The following is a 17,544-nucleotide window of genomic DNA, read 5'->3' on the forward strand; positions in this document are numbered from 1 at the left end:
TGGAGCCAAAGGGTGTGCATCCGTTACCATGCCGCTCCTGTTTTGCGGATGCGCTCCGGGGAGACGCTCGTGGAATTTCTGCTGTATCTGGCGCTGGGCGCCTGTGCGGGCGTGCTGGCCGGGCTGTTTGGCGTCGGTGGCGGGATCATTATCGTCCCGGTGCTGGTGTTCAGTTTCACCCTGCAGGGTTTCGATCAGTCGATCCTCACCCATCTGGCGGTCGGCACGTCGCTGGCGACGATCATCTTCACCTCGGTCAACGCCGTGCGTGAGCATCATCGCCGGGGCGCGGTGCGCTGGCCGATCTTCCTGTGGATGACCGTCGGTATCCTGCTCGGCGCCGGTTTCGGCGCGCTGACGGCCGAGGCGATTTCCGGGCCGAACCTGCAGAAGATCATCGGTGTGTTCGCCCTGCTGGTCTCCGTGCAACTGGCCCTGGATGTCAAACCCAAGGCCAGCCGAACGGTGCCGGGTAAACTCGGTCTGACCGCAGCGGGCACGGTGATTGGCTGGGCCTCGGCGATTTTCGGTATTGGTGGCGGCTCGCTGACCGTGCCGTTTCTGACCTGGCGCAGCGTGCCGATGCAGCAGGCCGTGGCGACGTCGTCGGCGTGTGGGCTGCCGATCGCTCTGGCCAGTGCGGCAAGTTTCATGATTCTGGGGTGGCACGATCCGTTGTTGCCACCGCATAGTCTCGGCTTTGTGTATTTGCCGGCGTTGTTGGGCATTGCCCTGACCAGCATGGTCTTCGCCCGTCTCGGCGCGCGTCTGGCGCACAGATTGTCGCCGCGCTTGCTGAAACGGCTGTTCGCCGCTTTGCTGTTCAGCGTCGGGTTGAGCTTCCTGCTGTAAAAATCCTGGCTTAATCCTGTGGTGGCAGCGTCGCCCGGGAATATTGGTTTCACTCTTACAAGGAGTCGCAATGCTGCCTTACCCGCAGATCGACCCGGTGGCCCTGGCCATCGGTCCGCTGAAAATCCACTGGTACGGTCTCATGTACCTCGTCGGCATCGGCGGTGCGTGGCTGCTGGCATCGAGCCGGCTCAACCGTTTCGACCCGACCTGGACCAAGGAGAAACTTTCCGATCTGGTGTTCTGGCTGTCGATGGGGGTAATCGTCGGTGGGCGCTTGGGTTATGTGCTGTTCTACGACCTGAGCGCTTACCTGGCCAACCCGACGCTGATTTTCGAAGTGTGGAAGGGCGGCATGTCGTTCCACGGCGGCTTCATCGGCGTAATGCTCGCGGCCCTGTGGTTCGGCAAGCGTAACGGCAAGTCGTTCTTCCAGTTGATGGACTTCGTTGCACCGATGGTGCCGATCGGTCTGGGCGCCGGGCGCATCGGCAACTTCATCAACGCCGAGTTGTGGGGCAAGGCCACCGACGTGCCATGGGCGATGGTGTTCCCGCCGTTCAGCGACCCGGCGCAACTGCCGCGTCACCCCTCGCAGCTGTATCAGTTCGCTCTCGAAGGCGTGGCGCTGTTCCTGATTCTCTGGCTGTTCTCGCGCAAACCGCGGCCAACCATGGCAGTGTCGGGCATGTTCGCGCTGTTCTATGGCATCTTCCGTTTCATTGTCGAGTTCGTCCGTGTGCCGGATGCCCAGTTGGGTTATCTGGCGTGGAACTGGCTGACCATGGGCCAGGTGCTGTGCGTGCCGATGATCGTCGGCGGGCTGTTCCTGATCTGGCTGGCCTATCGTCGCGCCCCGGCAGCGCCGCTCGCACCGACGGCTTAAACTACGAACCCCGGCGCGCGACGCCGGGGCTCAAAGGACACAGGTAACTCATGAAGCAATATCTCGAACTGGTCTCGCACGTCATCCAGAACGGCACCAAACAGGCCAACCGTACCGGCATCAACACCATCAGTTTTCCGGGGGCGATGCTGCGTTTCGATCTGCAGGAAGGTTTCCCGGCGATCACCACGCGCAAAATGGCCTTCAAGTCGGCCATCGGCGAGATGTGCGGCTTCCTGCGGGGCGTGAACAACGCTGCCGAGTTTCGTGCGCTGGGCTGCAAGGTCTGGGACCAGAACGCCAACGAAAACGCGCAGTGGCTGGCCAACCCGTTCCGTCAGGGCGACGACGACCTCGGCGAGATCTACGGCGTGCAATGGCGCAAATGGCCGGCGTACAAGCAGATCCCGCTGAGCAACACCGCAGCCATCGAACAAACCTTGAGCAACGGCTACAAGCAGATTGCCCAAGGCGAAGAAGACGGCCAGGCCTACGTGGTGCTGTACAAAGCCATCGACCAGGTGCGTCAGTGCGTCGACACGATCATCAAGGATCCGGGCAGCCGTCGCATTCTGTTCCACGGCTGGAATGTCGCTCAGCTCGATGAAATGGCCCTGCCGCCATGCCATCTGCTGTACCAGTTCCACCCGAACGTCGAGACCAAAGAGATTTCTCTGACCCTCTACATCCGTTCGAATGACCTGGGCCTGGGCACGCCGTTCAACCTCACCGAAGGCGCCGCGCTGCTGAGCCTGATCGGTCGTCTGACCGGCTACACGCCGCGCTGGTTCACCTATTTCATCGGCGATGCGCACGTCTACGAGAACCATCTGGACATGCTCAACGAACAGCTCAAGCGCGAGCCGTTCGCCATGCCGAAACTGAAAATCTCCGACCGCGTGCCGGAGTTTGCCAAGACTGGCGTGTACCAGCCGGAATGGCTGGAGCGGGTCGAGCCGAGCGATTTCTCGCTGGAAGGTTATGAGCACCATGCGCCGATGACCGCGCCGATGGCGGTCTAAACCACACCGCAATATCCCTGTGGGAGCGAGCCTGCTCGCGAAGAGGGCGTGTCAGTCACAGATGTGTCGACTGATACACCGCTTTCGCGAGCAGGCTCGCTCCCACATTTGGTTGTGTGTTGGGCTCAATGGCCGTGGCTACGGCCGACGTGGGAATGCTCAACTTCCGTCGCGACAACCCCGCCACTCACCTCCAGCCGCTGCAGAATCCCGCATTGATCCGCCTCCGGTCCTTCGCCACAGCGTTGACGCAGATCCAGCAGTTGCGTCTGCAACGCCAGCAACCCATCAATCCGCGCCTTCACATGCTGAATGTGTTCGTCGATCAGTGCATTGACACTTTCGCACTGGTCCTGCGGGCTGTCGCGCAGGGCGAGCAGGCTGCGGATTTCTTCGAGGGTCATATCGAGGGTGCGGCAGTTGCGGATGAACGTCAGGCGTTCGGCGTGGGCCTGGGTGTAGACGCGGTAGTTGCCGTCGCTGCGGGCCGGTTCCGGCAGCAGGTTCTCGCGTTCGTAGTAACGGATGGTTTCCACCGCGCAGTCGGTGAGTTTCGCCAGTTCGCCGATCTTCATGACGGTCATCTCCAAAAAGGGTGCTTGACCCTATAGTGGCTACAGGGTCTTTACTTGGCAACAGGCACCTTCATGGACGCGACCAATGAGCGATTCCCTGCACACCCACAAGCCCGGCGACGGCCAAGACCACAGCCATAAATTGCAGCCTGTGCATCAACATGCACATGGCGGCGATGCCTGCTGCGGGTCGAAAGTCGCAACGCCTGCGCCGGTTCATGCGCACCCAGAGTCCTGCTGTTCGTCGAAAGTCGCTGCGCCTGCCTTGGTGCAACTGAGCGAAACGACCAGCGCCGATGCGCGTCTTAGCAGTTTTCGCATCGAGGCGATGGACTGCCCGACCGAGCAGACGCTGATCCAGAACAAGCTGGGCAAACTCCCCGGCATTCAGCAGCTGGAATTCAACCTGATCAACCGTGTGCTGGGCGTCACCCACAACTTGGCGGACACCGCGCCAATCGTGGACGCGATCAAGTCGATTGGCATGCACGCCGAGCCGCTTGAGGCGGGCGTCGAAGCGCCGGCCCCGGCGCCGGTGAAAAAGCATTGGTGGCCGCTGGCGCTGTCCGGTATCGCAGCGCTGGCTGCCGAAGTTATCCACTTCACTGATGCTGCGCCGACCTGGGTAGTGGCGATCATTGCCTTGGTCTCGATCCTCAGTGGCGGCCTCGGTACTTATAAAAAGGGCTGGATTGCCCTGAAAAACTTCAACCTCAACATCAACGCGCTGATGAGCATCGCCGTGACGGGCGCGATCCTCATCGGCCAGTGGCCGGAAGCGGCAATGGTGATGTTCCTGTTCACCGTTGCCGAACTGATCGAAGCACGTTCGCTGGACCGGGCGCGCAATGCGATCAGTGGTTTGATGCAGATGACGCCGGAACAGGCCACGGTATTGCAAGCGGATGGAAGCTGGGTCGAACAAGAGGTGAAAAGCGTCGAACTCGGTGCCCGCGTGCGGGTGAAGCCGGGCGAGCGCATTGCGCTGGACGGTGAGGTGGTCAGCGGCAACTCAACGATTGATCAGGCGCCGATCACCGGTGAAAGCCTGCCGGTGGAAAAGTCCGTCGGTGACAAGGTCTTCGCCGGCACCATCAACCAGGCCGGTTCGCTGGAATACACGGTCACTGCTGCGGCGAACAACTCGACCCTGGCGCGGATCATCCACGCCGTCGAACAGGCTCAGGGTGCGCGCGCACCGACCCAGCGTTTCGTCGATCAGTTTTCGAAAATCTACACACCGGCAGTGTTCGTGTTTGCCATGGCCGTGGCGATCATCCCGCCGCTGTTCATGGGCGCCGAGTGGTTCGACTGGATCTATCGTGCCCTGGTGTTGCTGGTGGTTGCGTGCCCGTGCGCGCTGGTGATTTCCACCCCGGTGACCATCGTCAGCGGCCTCGCCGCAGCGGCGCGCAAAGGCATTCTGGTCAAGGGCGGCGTGTACCTGGAAGGCGGTTTCAAGCTCGATTATCTGGCACTGGATAAAACCGGAACGATCACCCACGGCAAACCGGTGCAGACCGATTACCTGTGCCTTGAGGCAACCGCCAAGAGCACAGCGCCGGCGATCGCCGCAGCCTTGGCCGGGCGCTCCGATCACCCGGTATCGCTGGCCATCGCCAATGCGGCTGTGGATAAAAATTCCGCCGCGCCGATTGTGGATAACTTCGAAGCGCTCGGCGGGCGTGGCGTCAAAGGCGAGATCGACGGCCAGACCTACCATTTGGGCAACCATCGTCTGGTTGAAGAGCTGGGCCTGTGCTCGCCGCAACTGGAAGAGAAACTGTTCGCGCTGGAGAAGCAGGGCAAATCGGTGGTGCTGCTGCTCGACAACTCTGGCCCGCTGGCGCTGTTCGCCGTGGCTGACACGGTCAAGGAAAGCAGCCGCGAGGCGATTCGTCAGTTGCATGCACTCGGGGTGAAAACCCTGATGCTCACCGGCGACAATGTGCACACGGCCGAGGCGATTGCCGCGCAGGTCGGTATCGACGAAGCCCGAGGCGATTTGCTGCCGACCGACAAGCTGCAAGCCATCGAAGATCTGTTTAAAAAAGGCCACCGTGTCGGCATGGTCGGTGACGGCATCAATGATGCGCCGGCACTGGCCCGCGCCGAGATCGGTTTTGCCATGGCCGCTGCTGGCACCGACACTGCGATTGAAACCGCCGATGTCGCGCTGATGGACGACGATCTGCGCAAGATCCCGGCGTTCATCAGCCTGTCGCGCAACACCGCCAGTATCCTGAAACAGAACATCGCTCTGGCCCTGGTGATCAAGGCTATCTTTCTTGGGGTAACCTTCGCCGGGCTCGCCACCATGTGGATGGCAGTTTTCGCCGACATGGGCGTGAGTTTGCTGGTGGTGTTCAACGGTTTGCGCCTGCTGCGCAAGTAATTGACGAGGGTGGGTTGTGCTGAGTGCCGAGCTGAAAGCGTTTTACATGGTCGCCCGCCTGGGCAGCATCACGCTGGCGGCGAAGAAACTCGGCCTCAGCCAACCGACCGTGACCACGCAGATCCGCAACCTGGAAAGCCAGTATTCGGTGGAGCTGTTCTACCGCGGCGGTCGGCGTCTGAGCGTCAGTGACGAAGGTGCGCGGTTGCTGCCGATGGTCAAGACGCTGTTGCAGCAAGAGGCCGATATCGAGTTCTTTCTGCGTAACAGCGGCCAGGTGCAGGGCACCTTGCGCATCGCCGCGACGGCGCCGTATTACATCCTCGATCTGGTGAAGACCTTTCGCGAGCGCTTGCCGCAGGTGGGAGTGTCGGTGGAAATCGGCAATTCACAGCAGGTGCTTGAAGCGCTGGAGGATTACCGGGTGGACATCGCCGCGTCATCGCAGCTGCTGGATGACGCGCGGCTGATTCGCCGGGTGCTGGGCACCGATCCGCTGGTGCTGGCGGTGCACCGCAACCATCCGTTGGCGACGCAGACGCATGTGGCGTTGGCGGCGCTGGCCGGGCATACCTTGTTGATGCGTGAATCCGGCTCGACTACGCGACGATTGACCGAAGAGTTGCTGGCCGGCGTCGGCGTGAGCTTCGGGCCGTTGCTCGAGATCGGCAGCCGCGAGTCGATCCGCGAGGCGGTGCTGCGCAACATCGGCATCAGCATCATCGCCCGCCAGGAAGTGCCGCACGATCCGCAGTTGCGCGTGCTGACGATCGAGAATGCACCGCAGATTCCGGAGTACCTCTATTGCCTGAAGGAGCGCAAAGGCGCGCGGTTACCGGCGGCGTTTCTTGGGCTGGCACAGGAAATGTCTCCCGCCTGAGATCTTCAGTGCCTGTGCCGGCCTATTCGCGAGCAAGCTCGCTCCCACATTGGAATGCGTTCCCCCTGTGGGAGCGAGCTTGCTCGCGAAGGTGTCGGTTCAAACAACCCAAGACCTGAATCTTCTGAACCAAAATCCCCGAATGTCACTATCGGCGGTTTTTGCCTCACTGCCATATGACGGACGCATTACAACCCTAGGATTGGCCTCATCCGTTTGATGAGGCCTGTCCATGAACCCTGCCATCGCAACTGCCCTGACCCATCCCGGTGCGCCGATGAAAGTGCGCGGCGTGCAGAAGCGCTTCGGCGCGTTTACCGCGCTTGATAACGTCTCGCTTGATGTCGCCGCTGGTGAACTGGTGTGCCTGCTCGGCCCGTCGGGCTGTGGCAAGACCACATTGCTGCGCTGTATCGCCGGGCTGGAGAAACAGGACAGTGGCGAGCTGTACCTCGGCGATCGCGACGTCTCGCACCTCGCCCCGCAAGCGCGGGACTACGGAATTCTGTTCCAGTCCTACGCGCTGTTCCCCAACCTGACCGTCGAAGCGAACATTGCCTACGGCCTCGCCGGCAGCGGTCGCGATGAAGTACGCCGCCGCGTCGGGCAGATGCTCGAGCTGGTCGGCCTCACCGGCAGCGAGAAAAAGTACCCCGGCCAATTGTCCGGCGGCCAACAACAGCGTGTGGCGCTGGCCCGCGCGCTAGCGCCGGCACCGTCGCTGCTGTTGCTCGATGAGCCGATGTCGGCCCTCGATGCCCGCGTCCGTGAGCATCTGTGCACCGAGCTGCGCCAACTGCAGCGCAGCCTCGGCATCACCACCCTGATGGTCACGCACAATCAGGACGAAGCCATGCTGATGGCCGACCGCATCGCGGTGATGAACAACGGCCGCGTCGAGCAATACGCCACCCCGCAGGAAATCTACAACCGCCCGGCCACGCCGTTCGTGGCCGAGTTCGTCGGGCAGGGTAACTGGCTGCCGTTCCAGCGCAGCAGCGACAGTCATGCTCAGGTCGGCGGAATGAGTCTGCGTCTGGCCGATGGCAGCGTGCAGAGCGCCTCGGGTCGACTGTTCTGCCGCCCGGAGGCGATTAACGTCAACCCGCCGGTGCACGAAGAGAACCTGTTCCCGGCCAAGGTCCGCGAGATCACCTTTCTCGGCAACCGCTGCCGCATGAGCTTTGAACTCGATCAATTACCCGGCCATGCGCTGCTCGCCGAACTGGCACCGGAAGCGATGCCGCGCCTGGGCGCCCAGCAGATCATGGTCGCCTTGCCGCCGCGCAGTCTGCAGGTGTTTGCCTGATGAGCGCCGGGATTGCCTTGCCCTTGCCGACCAAGCAGGTACGGCAGACCTCCAGAGCCGAAATCGGCGATCGGATTTTTGTAGTCGGCGGCAAAATCCTCTTGCTGCTGTTGCTCGGTGTCGCGGTACTGCTGCCATTGTTGGCGATCTTTTGGCGCGGCTTCAGCAGTGAGGCCGGGCAGGGCGGTGGTTTGCTCGCAGCGAAAGAGCTCATAACCAGCGCGAATTTCCACTGGCTGCTCGGCAACAGCCTGAAGGTTTCTCTCAGCGTCGCGGCCATCGTCGTACCGCTGGCCTACCTGTTTGCCTACGCCCTGCAACGCACACTGATTCCAGCGAAGGGCATCTGGCGCGGCATTTCTTTGCTGCCGCTGATGGCCCCGTCGATGCTGCCGGGGATTGCGCTGGTCTATCTGTTCGGCAACCAGGGCATGTTGCGCGGACTGCTCTCGGACAACATCTACGGATTCTGGGGCATCGTGCTCGGCGAGGTGATTTACACCTTCCCGCATGCGCTGATGATTTTGCTCTCGGCGTTGTCGCTGGCCGATGCGCGCCTGTTCGACGCCGCATCGAGCATGGGTGCGAGCCCGGCCAAGGCGTTTCGCAGCATTACCTGGCCGGCGACGCGGCAGGCAGTGTTTGCCGCGTTCTGCCTGGTGTTCACCCTGACCATCACTGATTTTGGTGTGCCGGTGGTGGTCGGTGGCGACTATCAAGTGCTGGCGTTAGAGGCTTACAAAGCCGTGGTCGGCCAGCAGCAATTCGGGCGCGGCGCGTTGATCGGCATGGTGTTGTTGCTGCCGGCGCTGTTCAGCTTTGGTGTCGATGCGTGGCTGCGGCGTCGGCATGGCGACTCCATGAGCGGTCGCGCGCAGGTGTTCAAACCGGCGCCGTCGAGACTGCGCGACGGCTGCTATCTGGCGATTGTCGTGCTGATCAGCGCCGCATTGATCCTGGTGTTCGGCATGGCGGTGTTCTCGTCCTTGGTGAAGTTCTGGCCGTACAACCTGTCGCTGTCGCTCAACCATTACCAGTTCAACGAGACCGCTGGCGGTGGCTGGCTGGCCTACGGCAACAGTTTGAAGATGGCGCTGGGCACGGCGCTGATCGGCAGTGTGCTGATTTTCACCGGTGCTTATCTGATGGAGAAAACCCGCACCCAGCGCGGCTTGAACCTGGCTTTGCGCATGCTCAGCTTCGTGCCGATGGCAGTGCCGGGGCTGGTACTCGGCCTGGGTTACGTTTTTTTCTTCAACCTCAGCGGCAACCCGCTGCACGTGCTGTACGGGACGATGACGCTGCTGATCGTCTGCACCATTGCGCATTATCTGACCACCGCGCAAATGACCGCGACCACCGCGCTGCGCCAGCTCGATGCCGAGTTCGAAGCGGCGGCGCTGTCGCTCAAGGCGCCGCTGTACCGGCATTACCTGCGTGTAACCGTGCCGATCTGCCTGCCGGCGCTGCTGGACATCGTGCGCTACCTGTTCGTTTCGGCGATGACCACGGTGTCCGCAGCCATCTTCCTTTATAGCCCCGACACCATCCTCGCGGCGGTAGCGGTGCTGAACATGGACGACGCCGGCAACGTTGGCGGCGCGGCGGCGATGTCGACCCTGATTCTGTTCACCTCGGCGGGCGTGTCCTTGCTGCTGGCGTGGGCTTCGCGCGGCTTGCTGCGCCGTTCCCAGGCCTGGCGGCAAACCACGCCCGGTCACTGATTCCAACTGCCCTCAACTCAAAAGACAGGAAATCGATCATGTTCAAGCCTATGACCCTGGCCGCTGCTGTGCTCGCTACTTTCAGCCTGAATGCCTTCGCGGCAAAAACCGAGTTGACGGTTTACACCGCCCTCGAAGCCGAACAACTGAAGTCTTACAAGGAAGCGTTTGAGAAAGCCAACCCCGACGTCGAGATCAAATGGGTGCGCGACTCCACCGGGATCATCACCGCCAAACTCCTCGCCGAGAAGGCGCGGCCGCAGGCTGACGCAGTGTGGGGCCTGGCTGCTTCCAGTCTGGCGATCCTTGATCAGCAAGGCATGCTGCAAAGCTATGCGCCGAAGGACCTCGGCAAGATCGGCGCGAACTACCGCGACGCCGCCAACCCGCCAGCGTGGGTCGGCATGGACGTCTGGGCGGCGACCATTTGCTTCAACACGGTCGAGGCCGAAAAACAGGGTTTGACCAAGCCAGTGAGCTGGCAGGACCTGACCAAGCCTGAGTACAAGGGCAAGATCGTCATGCCAAATCCGGCTTCGTCCGGCACCGGTTTCCTCGACGTCAGTGCGTGGTTGCAGACCTTCGGCGAGAAGCAGGGCTGGGCGTATATGGACGGCCTGCACCAGAACATCGGCCAGTACGTTCACTCCGGTTCCAAGCCGTGCAAACTGGCGGCGGCGGGGGAATTCCCGATCGGTATTTCCTTTGAATACCCGGCCGTTCAACTGAAGCGCCAGGGCGCGCCGCTGGACATCATCCTGCCGAAGGAAGGCCTGGGTTGGGAGATCGAAGCAACGGCTGTGATCAAAGGCACGCCGCATGAAGAGGCGGCGAAGAAACTCGCCGATTTCTCCGCCAGCGCCGAGGCGATGGATTTGTATAAAGAGAACTTCGCCGTGCTCGCCCAGCAAGGGATCGCCAAGCCGCAGACCGAACTGCCCGCCGATTACGAGCAGCGTCTGATCAAGAACGACTTCGCCTGGGCCTCGAAGAATCGCGACGAGATCCTGACCGAGTGGCGCAAGCGCTATGACGGCAAGTCCGAGAAAGTCGCTGCCAAGTAAGATCTGTATCGACTGACAGGGCCTCTTCGCGAGCGGGCTCGCTCCCACAGTGGACCGTGTTCACAACACAACTCACCTGTGGGAGCGAGCCTGCTCGCGAAAGCGGTCGCGCATTCAGAGTACCTCTCAATGACACACCACAAAGACCTGCTCATTGTAGGCGCCGGCATCCTCGGCTTGTCCCACGCGTACGCGGCGGCAAAACGCGGCCTCAAGGTCGCCGTGTTCGAACGCACCGCCACGCCCCTCGGCGCCTCGGTGCGCAACTTCGGCCAGGCGCTGGTCACCGGCCAGCCGCCCGGCACCCTGTTGGAACTGGCCAAGGCCAGCCGCGAGATCTGGGGCGACTGGGCGCAACTCGCCGGTCTGCAGATCAAGCGCAATGGCTCCTACCTGTTCGCCCGCAGCGAAGCCGAAGAGCATCTGCTCGAAGCGTTTTGCGCCGGTCGTGCGCAGGAACACGACTACAACGTTGACCTGCTGCGCGGTGCCGCATTGCGTGATCTGTATGGCGGTCAATTCAGCCATCACCGCGCTGCGCTGCATGGCAGGGACGACCAACAGCTGTATTCGCGTGAAGCGATTCCGGCGCTGATCGACTACCTGCGCCGCGATCTCGGTGTGGAATTCCATTTCTCCACCCTGGTACGCGACGTTGAGCCAGGGCGGTTGCACAGCACCGCCGGCAGTTTTACCGCGCCGAAGATTATCGTCTGCTCCGGCCACGATTATCAGACCTTGCTCGCCGAGCCGATTGCCGCGCTCGAGCCGCAGATCTGTCGCCTGCAAATGCTGCGCGCCAAACCGCACAGTGAGCTGAACCTGCAACACGCCTTGCTCACCGGTCTGAGCTGCGTGCACTACGGCGCCTTCGCCGATCTGCCCGAAGCGGCGGCGGTGCAGGCGCAGATCCTGCGCGAACAACCATACCTGCACGACAACGGCATCCACCTGCTGATCAGCCCGACGCCGTATGGCGAACTGATCATCGGCGACTCGCACCACTATGGTAGCGATCCGTCACCCTTCAACGCCGATCAAGTGGATAACTGGATGCTCGAACTGGCCGAGCAGACCCTCGGTTGCAAGGTACAAGTGATCGAGCGTTGGCAGGGTGTCTATGGTGCTCGCGGGCCGGGTCCGTTTTCATTTCTGCGCCCGGCACCGGGTTTGAGCGTGGCGCTGATGCACACCGGCGTCGGCATGAGCGTCGGCCCGGCCATGGCCGAGCGCAACATTGTGCAGTTGCTGGAGGAGGCATGAATCCGGAAGAAGTGGTGGCGCGGGTGTTCGGCTTGTACGAGCGTTTCGGCGCCAGTGATTACATCGGCGAACCGGTGTCGCAGCTCGAGCACATGTCGCAAGCGGCCGGGCTGGCCATGGCTGAGGGCTGCGATGATGAAGTGGTGCTCGCCGCGTTCTTTCATGACATCGGCCATCTATGTGCCGAGGGCGCGGAAAACATGGGCGGTTATGGCGTGGTCAGTCATGAGCGGCTGGGTGCGGATTATCTGCGTGAGGCGGGTTTCAGTGAGCGGCTGGCGCGGCTGGTGGAATATCACGTTCAGGCCAAGCGTTATCTGACCTTGCGCGAGCCGGGGTATTACGCGCGGTTGAGTGAGGCGAGTCGGCGCACGCTGGAGTATCAGGGCGGGGTGATGACGGAGGCTGAGGCAGATGTGTTTGCGCGGGCTCCGTTGTGTGCGCTCAGCCTGCGGATGCGCCAGTGGGATGAGTTGGCGAAGGAGGTGGCGGTGCCGGTGGTGGATCTGGCGGTTCTCAGGCGCAAGGCAGTGAGTTTGCTGTCGTGCTCATAATCGCTACCCTCACCCCAGCCCTCTCCCGGAGGGAGAGGGAGCCGCTTTGTGTGCTTTTCAGAATCTGAGTTCGGCTGGATATCTCAGGTCGGTGTATGACGGGAGAACAACCCGGTCGGCCCCCTCTCCCTTTGGGAAAGGGCTGGGGTGAGGGGGTAGCGATCTAAAGCTCAAGCACCTTATCGACCAACGCCTCAACCTGCTCCTGCCTTTGCGCCTGATTCAGCTTCGGATGCGGATTGAGCGACGACCACTGCGGATGCGCCCGCGCCTTGTTCAAGGCTTCCGGCAACTTGCCTTCGCGCCAGGTTTTATCCACAGGTGCTGCAACCTGAACCGCGTCCATCGCCGCATGCCCGCGTTGATCGAGCGCCAGCAGCAGTTGGCGCTGACGCAACGCCAACAGGCGCAGCACGGCGTCGTCCACTGTCAGTTCCCGCTGACCTTTGATCTTGCCGAGCAAGCGGCTGCCATAACTGCGTGCGGTCTGCAGTGCGCCGCCGGCGATCGCCCCTGCCAGCGCCGCCGCGCCGAGGGTGATGCCGCCGACCAACAGATCGACGCCGGCCCCGGCGGCTGCGCCTGCCGCGATCCCGCCGCCGACCCGTACGCCGAGCTGTTTCAAGGTCTCCGGATTGAACAAATCATCGCCCCAACGCCCGTCGAGCAACGGTAAATCGCTGGCTGCGGCGTCCTGCGGGCGGAACGCGTAAAGCTTGAGCAACGTCTCGACGCATTTCTGCTCGCGCTGACGCACCGCTTTGCGCAGTTCGCTGATCGCCTGCTGTTCCTGCTTGGGCTCGCTGACCACGCTGCGTCGGCAGGCGGCGCAGTCGATCAACAATTCGGCGATCAAGCGCGCAGCGCTGTGCTGGCGGGCGAGGCGCTGGGCCTGTTGGTCAGCGATCAGCCGCTCGAGTTGCGGGCGGGCGGTTTCCAGCAACAACGCCAGGCTTTCATACAAACGTCGCTCGCCATCTTCCGGCGGCGCCACGCTGTCGAAACGCACCAGCGCATGCAGGCCCAAGCGTGCCAGCGCTTCGCGCCAATCAGGTTCCCGATGGTTGGCGCTGCTGACGAAATTCAGCACCGGCAGCAACGGTTTGCCGCAACTGGCGAGCACTTCCAGTTCATCGCGGTATTTGGCCAAAACAGGTTCGCGGGCATCGATCACGTACAGGCCGGCGTCGCAGGCGAGCAGTTGTCGCAACACTTTGGCTTCCTGCTCGAAGCGCTGGCGCGCCTCGCTGCCGTCGAGGAACCGCGCCAGTCGCGCCGGACCGTCGAGGCGTTCGCCGGGGCGTTCCAGGCGTTCGAGAAAATCCAGCAGGGCGATCGCATCTTCCAGCCCCGGCGTGTCGTAGAGATCGAGCAACGGTTCGCCGTCCACCGACAATCGTGCGCCTTCGACATGCCGTGTGGTGCTTGGGCGATGGGAGACTTCGCCGAAGCCGACATCGCGGGTCAGCGTGCGCAGCAGTGAGGTCTTGCCGACGTTGGTGTGGCCGACCACTGCCAGTTTCAGCGGCGCTTTGTGCAGATCAATCATGGCCCGTCTCCAGCCAGTTCAGCGGCGCGCAATCGGCGAAAGGCAGCTCCAGCTGTTGCAAGGCGACATGCCAGTCGCCCAAACGGTCGGCATCCAGCGCTTCGCCGGGCGGCGCTTGCAGCAGCCAGACGCGGGTGGCGCCGGCATTGCGTGCCAGTTCGGCGATCAGCGCGAGACTGCCGCGATCCGGCGAGCGCCGGGGATCACAGGCAATCGCCAGCCGTGCCGGGGGAAAACGGCTGAGTTGTTCGAGCAGTTTGTGCCGCGATTCCCGGCTGTCGAGGATGCCGGCGTTGCTGACGTTTTTCGGTAACGCGGGCGGCCATGGGCGCTGTTCGTCGAGTTCGATGGCGACCAGCAGCGCGCCTTCGCTGGCGAGTTCGCCAATGCTGCTTTCGACGCGGTGCAGTTGCGCAGGCGCAGGGTCGTTGACGCCGAGGCGTTCGCTGGTCGGCATCAGTCGTTCGCGCAGTTGCGCATGACCGGGCAGGTTCAGGTCCAGACGCAGCGCGGCTTTGCCGCTGTTCCAGCGCCACCAGCACAGCAGCGTCAACAGCAGGCGCGGCAACACGCCGTAGACCACCAGCACCCCGACCAGCCATGTGGCCCAGGCCTGCCGGGCGCTTTCGATATCCAGCGCGGCGTCGCCGCTGGCGCGAATCATCTCGACCGTCGGCACATTGAAGCCGAGCAGCGCCGGCAGGCTGCCCAACGTCCGGGTCAGGTGGATAAAGGTCTCGGCGTTGAGAATCGTGGTTTCCCAGACGAAGCCGTAGCGTCGGGTGGCCATCAGCATCAGCAGTACGACCAAGGCACTGAGCATGGCCAGCGACCATAAACCGTTGACCAGCGTGCCGAGTGCCCAGCGATTGAGTTTGCGGCGTTGCAGCATCAATAGCAGCGCCGGCGCCAGTTGCGCGGCTTTGGCATCGCGTGCGAGTTTTTCGCTGAGCCACAGCCACAAGCGGCCCAGCGTCGCGCCGTGTTCGCCGGCAAACACCAGGCCCAGCGCCCAGCTCAACAGCAGGATCAGGTTCAGCCCGAGCAGGCTGCCCAAGGCCCAGAATACGTTGACCGGCGTCTGCCCCAGCGCGGCGAAGGCCAGCCCGGCGCCGCTCAACACGGCGAAAATGCTCAGCAGCAGCAACGCCAGACGAGCACCTTGCAGCCAGTGCTTGAGTGCAGTCGTCAGCCCGTCGCGGTCGGCCAGCCAGCGCGCCCGGCGCTGAATACGGCCCGGCAGATCGCCGCCACCGGTGCGCGCCAGACGATTGGCTTCCAGATCTTCCAGGGGGCCTGCGTGTTCTTCGCGCAGGCGGATGGTTTCGGTGAGCCAGAGGTTTTGCAGTGGAGTCAGTTCAGTCACGCGGCGTCCCGTCGCTTAAATGAGCGTTGAGCATAACCGCTGTGGCGCTTATCGGGGTAAGCACGGCTCTGGTATCCTCGCCGGCATGACTAAATCACTGCCCCTCAGCCTGATCGCAGCCCTCGGTGAAAACCGCGTGATCGGCGTCGACAACAGCATGCCCTGGCACCTGCCGGGGGATTTCAAATACTTCAAGGCCATGACCCTCGGCAAGCCGATCATCATGGGCCGCAAGACCTGGGATTCGCTCGGCCGACCGTTGCCGGGGCGCTTGAACATCGTCGTCAGTCGCCAGGCCGACCTGTCGCTCGAAGGCGCCGAAGTGTATCCGTCGCTGGACGCCGCCGTGGCTCGCGCCGAGGAATGGGCGAAAGAGCAAGGCGTCGATGAGTTGATGCTGATTGGCGGCGCGCAGTTGTATGCGCAAGGGCTGGCTCAAGCGGATCGTCTGTACCTGACCCGCGTCGCGCTGAGCCCGGAGGGGGATGCGTGGTTTCCGCAGTTTGATGTAAACCAGTGGACGCTGGTTTCCAACGTGGAAAACCCGGCGGTTGAAGATAAGCCGGCGTACAGCTTCGAAGTCTGGAGGAAAAAGCAGCTATAAGCCTCAAGCCTCAAGCCGCAAGTTGCAAGTTGCAAGTAAAAGCCGATTGGCTCTTAGCTTGCAGCTTGCAGCTTGCAGCTTGCAGCTTGCTAGCTTGCTAGCTGCACATGCTCATCAGCATCCAGCAGTTCTTTATCGGTCTGCTGCATCACCTGGCTGGTAATCGCACCGGCGGTGATCGAACCACTGACGTTCAACGCCGTACGCCCCATATCGATCAGCGGCTCAACCGAAATCAGCAACGCCACCAGCGACACCGGCAACCCCATCGCCGGCAGCACGATCAGCGCGGCGAAAGTCGCGCCGCCGCCAACGCCGGCCACGCCCGCCGAACTCAAGGTCACAATCGCCACCAGTGTCGCGATCCACAGCGGATCCAGCGGGTTGATGCCCACGGTCGGTGCAACCATGACTGCCAGCATGGCTGGATAAAGGCCGGCGCAACCGTTCTGGCCGATGGTCGCGCCGAACGATGCAGCGAAACTCGCCACCGACGACGGGATACCCAATCGACGGGTCTGCGCTTCGATGCTCAGCGGGATGGTCGCTGCGCTCGAACGGCTGGTGAACGCGAACGTCAGCACCGGCCAGATCTTGCGGAAGAACCGCAGCGGGTTGATCCCGGCCGCCGACACCAGCATGCCGTGGACCACGAACATCAGGCCCAGACCCAGATACGACACCACGACGAAACTGCCGAGCTTGATGATGTCCTGCAGGTTGGAGCCGGCGACCACTTTGGTCATCAGCGCCAGTACACCGTACGGGGTCAGTTTCATCACCAGCCGCACCAGACGCATCACCCAGGCTTGCAGGGTGTCGATGGCGTTGATCACTTTCTGACCTTTCTCGACGTCATCCTTGAGCAGTTGCAGCGCAGCCACGCCGAGGAATGCGGCGAAAATCACCACGCTGATGATCGAGGTCGGCTTTGCCCGTGCCAGATCAGCGAACGGGTTCTGCGGAATGAACGACAGCAGCAGTTGCGGCACATTCAGGTCGGCGACCTTGCCGGCGTAGTCGTTCTGAATGGTTTGCAGACGAGCCATTTCCTGCGTGCCAGCAACCAGCCCCTCGGCGGTGAGGCCGAACAGGTTGGTCAGGCCGATGCCGATCAGCGCGGCAATTGCCGTGGTGAACAGCAGCGTGCCGATGGTCAGGAAGCTGATCTTGCCCAGCGACGAAGCGTTGTGCAGGCGCGCCACCGCGCTGAGGATCGAGGCGAACACCAGCGGGATGACGATCATCTGCAGCAACTGCACGTAACCATTGCCGACCAGATCGAACCAGCCGATCGAAGCTTTCAGTACCGGGTTGCCGGCACCGTAAATGGTGTGCAGCGCCACGCCGAACGCCACGCCAAGCACCAGCGCCAGCAGGACCTTTTTTGCCAGGCTCCAGGTGGTGTGGCGGGTTTGCGCCAGACCGACGAGCAGGGCGAGGAACACCAGCAGGTTGAGAATCAACGGTAGATTCATGAGTACTCCAGAAAAGACTTTGC

General features: G+C 62.4%; 15 protein-coding genes. 11 read left to right on the plus strand and 4 right to left on the minus strand.

What is annotated here, in order from left to right:
* The first annotated feature begins 69 nt into the window (after window positions 1-69).
* From V6F91_RS11480 to V6F91_RS11490, 3 genes are all read left to right on the plus strand, one after another.
* Window positions 70-852: a sulfite exporter TauE/SafE family protein gene (locus tag V6F91_RS11480; RefSeq protein WP_203419886.1), complete on the plus strand. Its 783-nt coding sequence runs from the start codon at window positions 70-72 to the stop codon at window positions 850-852.
* Between the two features lie 70 nt (window positions 853-922).
* Complete coding sequence (gene lgt / locus V6F91_RS11485; RefSeq protein ID WP_095137577.1) at window positions 923-1,738, plus strand: prolipoprotein diacylglyceryl transferase; 816 nt, start codon at window positions 923-925, stop codon at window positions 1,736-1,738.
* A gap of 50 nt (window positions 1,739-1,788) precedes the next feature.
* Entirely contained in the window at window positions 1,789-2,760 is a 972-nt protein-coding gene (locus V6F91_RS11490; protein WP_208939368.1) for a thymidylate synthase, read from the plus strand.
* 125 nt (window positions 2,761-2,885) lie between these two features.
* Here the strand turns inward: V6F91_RS11490 and cadR are convergent, their stop codons facing one another.
* Window positions 2,886-3,335 carry a Cd(II)/Pb(II)-responsive transcriptional regulator gene (gene cadR, locus V6F91_RS11495; RefSeq protein ID WP_016772685.1) on the minus strand — a complete coding sequence of 150 codons (450 nt, stop codon included), beginning with the start codon at window positions 3,333-3,335 and terminating at the stop codon, window positions 2,886-2,888.
* Window positions 3,336-3,420: 85 nt separating this feature from the next.
* On the opposite strand from cadR, the gene V6F91_RS11500 reads away from it, so the two are divergent.
* From V6F91_RS11500 to V6F91_RS11530, 7 genes are all read left to right on the plus strand, one after another.
* Window positions 3,421-5,730 (plus strand): heavy metal translocating P-type ATPase, encoded by a 2,310-nt coding sequence (locus V6F91_RS11500; RefSeq protein WP_332764421.1) that lies wholly within the window; start codon window positions 3,421-3,423, stop codon window positions 5,728-5,730.
* 16 nt (window positions 5,731-5,746) lie between these two features.
* Complete coding sequence (locus tag V6F91_RS11505) at window positions 5,747-6,610, plus strand: LysR family transcriptional regulator (RefSeq protein ID WP_332764423.1); 864 nt, start codon at window positions 5,747-5,749, stop codon at window positions 6,608-6,610.
* A gap of 232 nt (window positions 6,611-6,842) precedes the next feature.
* Window positions 6,843-7,919 (plus strand): putative 2-aminoethylphosphonate ABC transporter ATP-binding protein, encoded by a 1,077-nt coding sequence (locus tag V6F91_RS11510; RefSeq protein WP_332764425.1) that lies wholly within the window; start codon window positions 6,843-6,845, stop codon window positions 7,917-7,919.
* Complete coding sequence (locus tag V6F91_RS11515; protein WP_332764428.1) at window positions 7,919-9,643, plus strand: putative 2-aminoethylphosphonate ABC transporter permease subunit; 1,725 nt, start codon at window positions 7,919-7,921, stop codon at window positions 9,641-9,643. Before V6F91_RS11510 ends, V6F91_RS11515 begins: the two co-directional genes overlap by 1 nt.
* Window positions 9,644-9,681: 38 nt before the next feature.
* Window positions 9,682-10,707: a putative 2-aminoethylphosphonate ABC transporter substrate-binding protein gene (locus tag V6F91_RS11520; protein ID WP_332764430.1), complete on the plus strand. Its 1,026-nt coding sequence runs from the start codon at window positions 9,682-9,684 to the stop codon at window positions 10,705-10,707.
* A gap of 129 nt (window positions 10,708-10,836) precedes the next feature.
* Complete coding sequence (locus V6F91_RS11525) at window positions 10,837-11,970, plus strand: TIGR03364 family FAD-dependent oxidoreductase (protein WP_332764432.1); 1,134 nt, start codon at window positions 10,837-10,839, stop codon at window positions 11,968-11,970.
* Window positions 11,967-12,524: a phosphonate degradation HD-domain oxygenase gene (locus V6F91_RS11530; protein ID WP_332764434.1), complete on the plus strand. Its 558-nt coding sequence runs from the start codon at window positions 11,967-11,969 to the stop codon at window positions 12,522-12,524. The genes V6F91_RS11525 and V6F91_RS11530 overlap by 4 nt, the downstream gene beginning before the upstream one ends.
* 163 nt (window positions 12,525-12,687) lie before the next feature.
* On the opposite strand, the gene V6F91_RS11535 is transcribed toward V6F91_RS11530, so the two are convergent.
* Both V6F91_RS11535 and V6F91_RS11540 read right to left on the minus strand, forming a co-directional pair.
* Entirely contained in the window at window positions 12,688-14,073 is a 1,386-nt protein-coding gene (locus tag V6F91_RS11535; RefSeq protein WP_332764436.1) for a GTPase/DUF3482 domain-containing protein, read from the minus strand.
* Window positions 14,066-15,439, minus strand: a complete 1,374-nt coding sequence (locus V6F91_RS11540; protein ID WP_332764438.1) for a DUF2868 domain-containing protein — start codon at window positions 15,437-15,439, stop codon at window positions 14,066-14,068. Before V6F91_RS11540 ends, V6F91_RS11535 begins: the two co-directional genes overlap by 8 nt.
* A gap of 85 nt (window positions 15,440-15,524) precedes the next feature.
* Here V6F91_RS11540 and V6F91_RS11545 point away from each other — a divergent pair, with 85 nt between their 5' ends.
* A complete protein-coding gene (locus tag V6F91_RS11545; protein WP_332764440.1) occupies window positions 15,525-16,043 on the plus strand; it encodes a dihydrofolate reductase in 519 nt (172 codons plus the stop codon).
* Between the two features lie 89 nt (window positions 16,044-16,132).
* Here V6F91_RS11545 and V6F91_RS11550 read toward each other — a convergent pair whose 3' ends face one another.
* Entirely contained in the window at window positions 16,133-17,521 is a 1,389-nt protein-coding gene (locus V6F91_RS11550; protein ID WP_332764442.1) for an L-cystine transporter, read from the minus strand.
* Between the last annotated feature and the right edge of the window lie 23 nt (window positions 17,522-17,544).

The organism is Pseudomonas koreensis (genome assembly GCF_036668835.1).
Taxonomy (GTDB): domain Bacteria; phylum Pseudomonadota; class Gammaproteobacteria; order Pseudomonadales; family Pseudomonadaceae; genus Aquipseudomonas; species Aquipseudomonas koreensis_I.

Bases quoted from the DNA above. Each gene is read 5' to 3' on its own strand.
- lgt (WP_095137577.1), top strand. From the start codon at position 923: ATGCTGCCTTACCCGCAGATCGACCCGGTGGCCCTGGCCATCGGTCCG.
- V6F91_RS11525 (WP_332764432.1), top strand. From the start codon at position 10,837: ATGACACACCACAAAGACCTGCTCATTGTAGGCGCCGGCATCCTCGGC.
- V6F91_RS11530 (WP_332764434.1), top strand. From the start codon at position 11,967: ATGAATCCGGAAGAAGTGGTGGCGCGGGTGTTCGGCTTGTACGAGCGT.
- V6F91_RS11515 (WP_332764428.1), top strand. From the start codon at position 7,919: ATGAGCGCCGGGATTGCCTTGCCCTTGCCGACCAAGCAGGTACGGCAG.
- V6F91_RS11550 (WP_332764442.1), bottom strand. From the start codon at position 17,521: ATGAATCTACCGTTGATTCTCAACCTGCTGGTGTTCCTCGCCCTGCTC.
- V6F91_RS11490 (WP_208939368.1), top strand. From the start codon at position 1,789: ATGAAGCAATATCTCGAACTGGTCTCGCACGTCATCCAGAACGGCACC.
- cadR (WP_016772685.1), bottom strand. From the start codon at position 3,335: ATGAAGATCGGCGAACTGGCGAAACTCACCGACTGCGCGGTGGAAACC.
- V6F91_RS11500 (WP_332764421.1), top strand. From the start codon at position 3,421: ATGAGCGATTCCCTGCACACCCACAAGCCCGGCGACGGCCAAGACCAC.
- V6F91_RS11510 (WP_332764425.1), top strand. From the start codon at position 6,843: ATGAACCCTGCCATCGCAACTGCCCTGACCCATCCCGGTGCGCCGATG.
- V6F91_RS11535 (WP_332764436.1), bottom strand. From the start codon at position 14,073: ATGATTGATCTGCACAAAGCGCCGCTGAAACTGGCAGTGGTCGGCCAC.
- V6F91_RS11545 (WP_332764440.1), top strand. From the start codon at position 15,525: ATGACTAAATCACTGCCCCTCAGCCTGATCGCAGCCCTCGGTGAAAAC.
- V6F91_RS11520 (WP_332764430.1), top strand. From the start codon at position 9,682: ATGTTCAAGCCTATGACCCTGGCCGCTGCTGTGCTCGCTACTTTCAGC.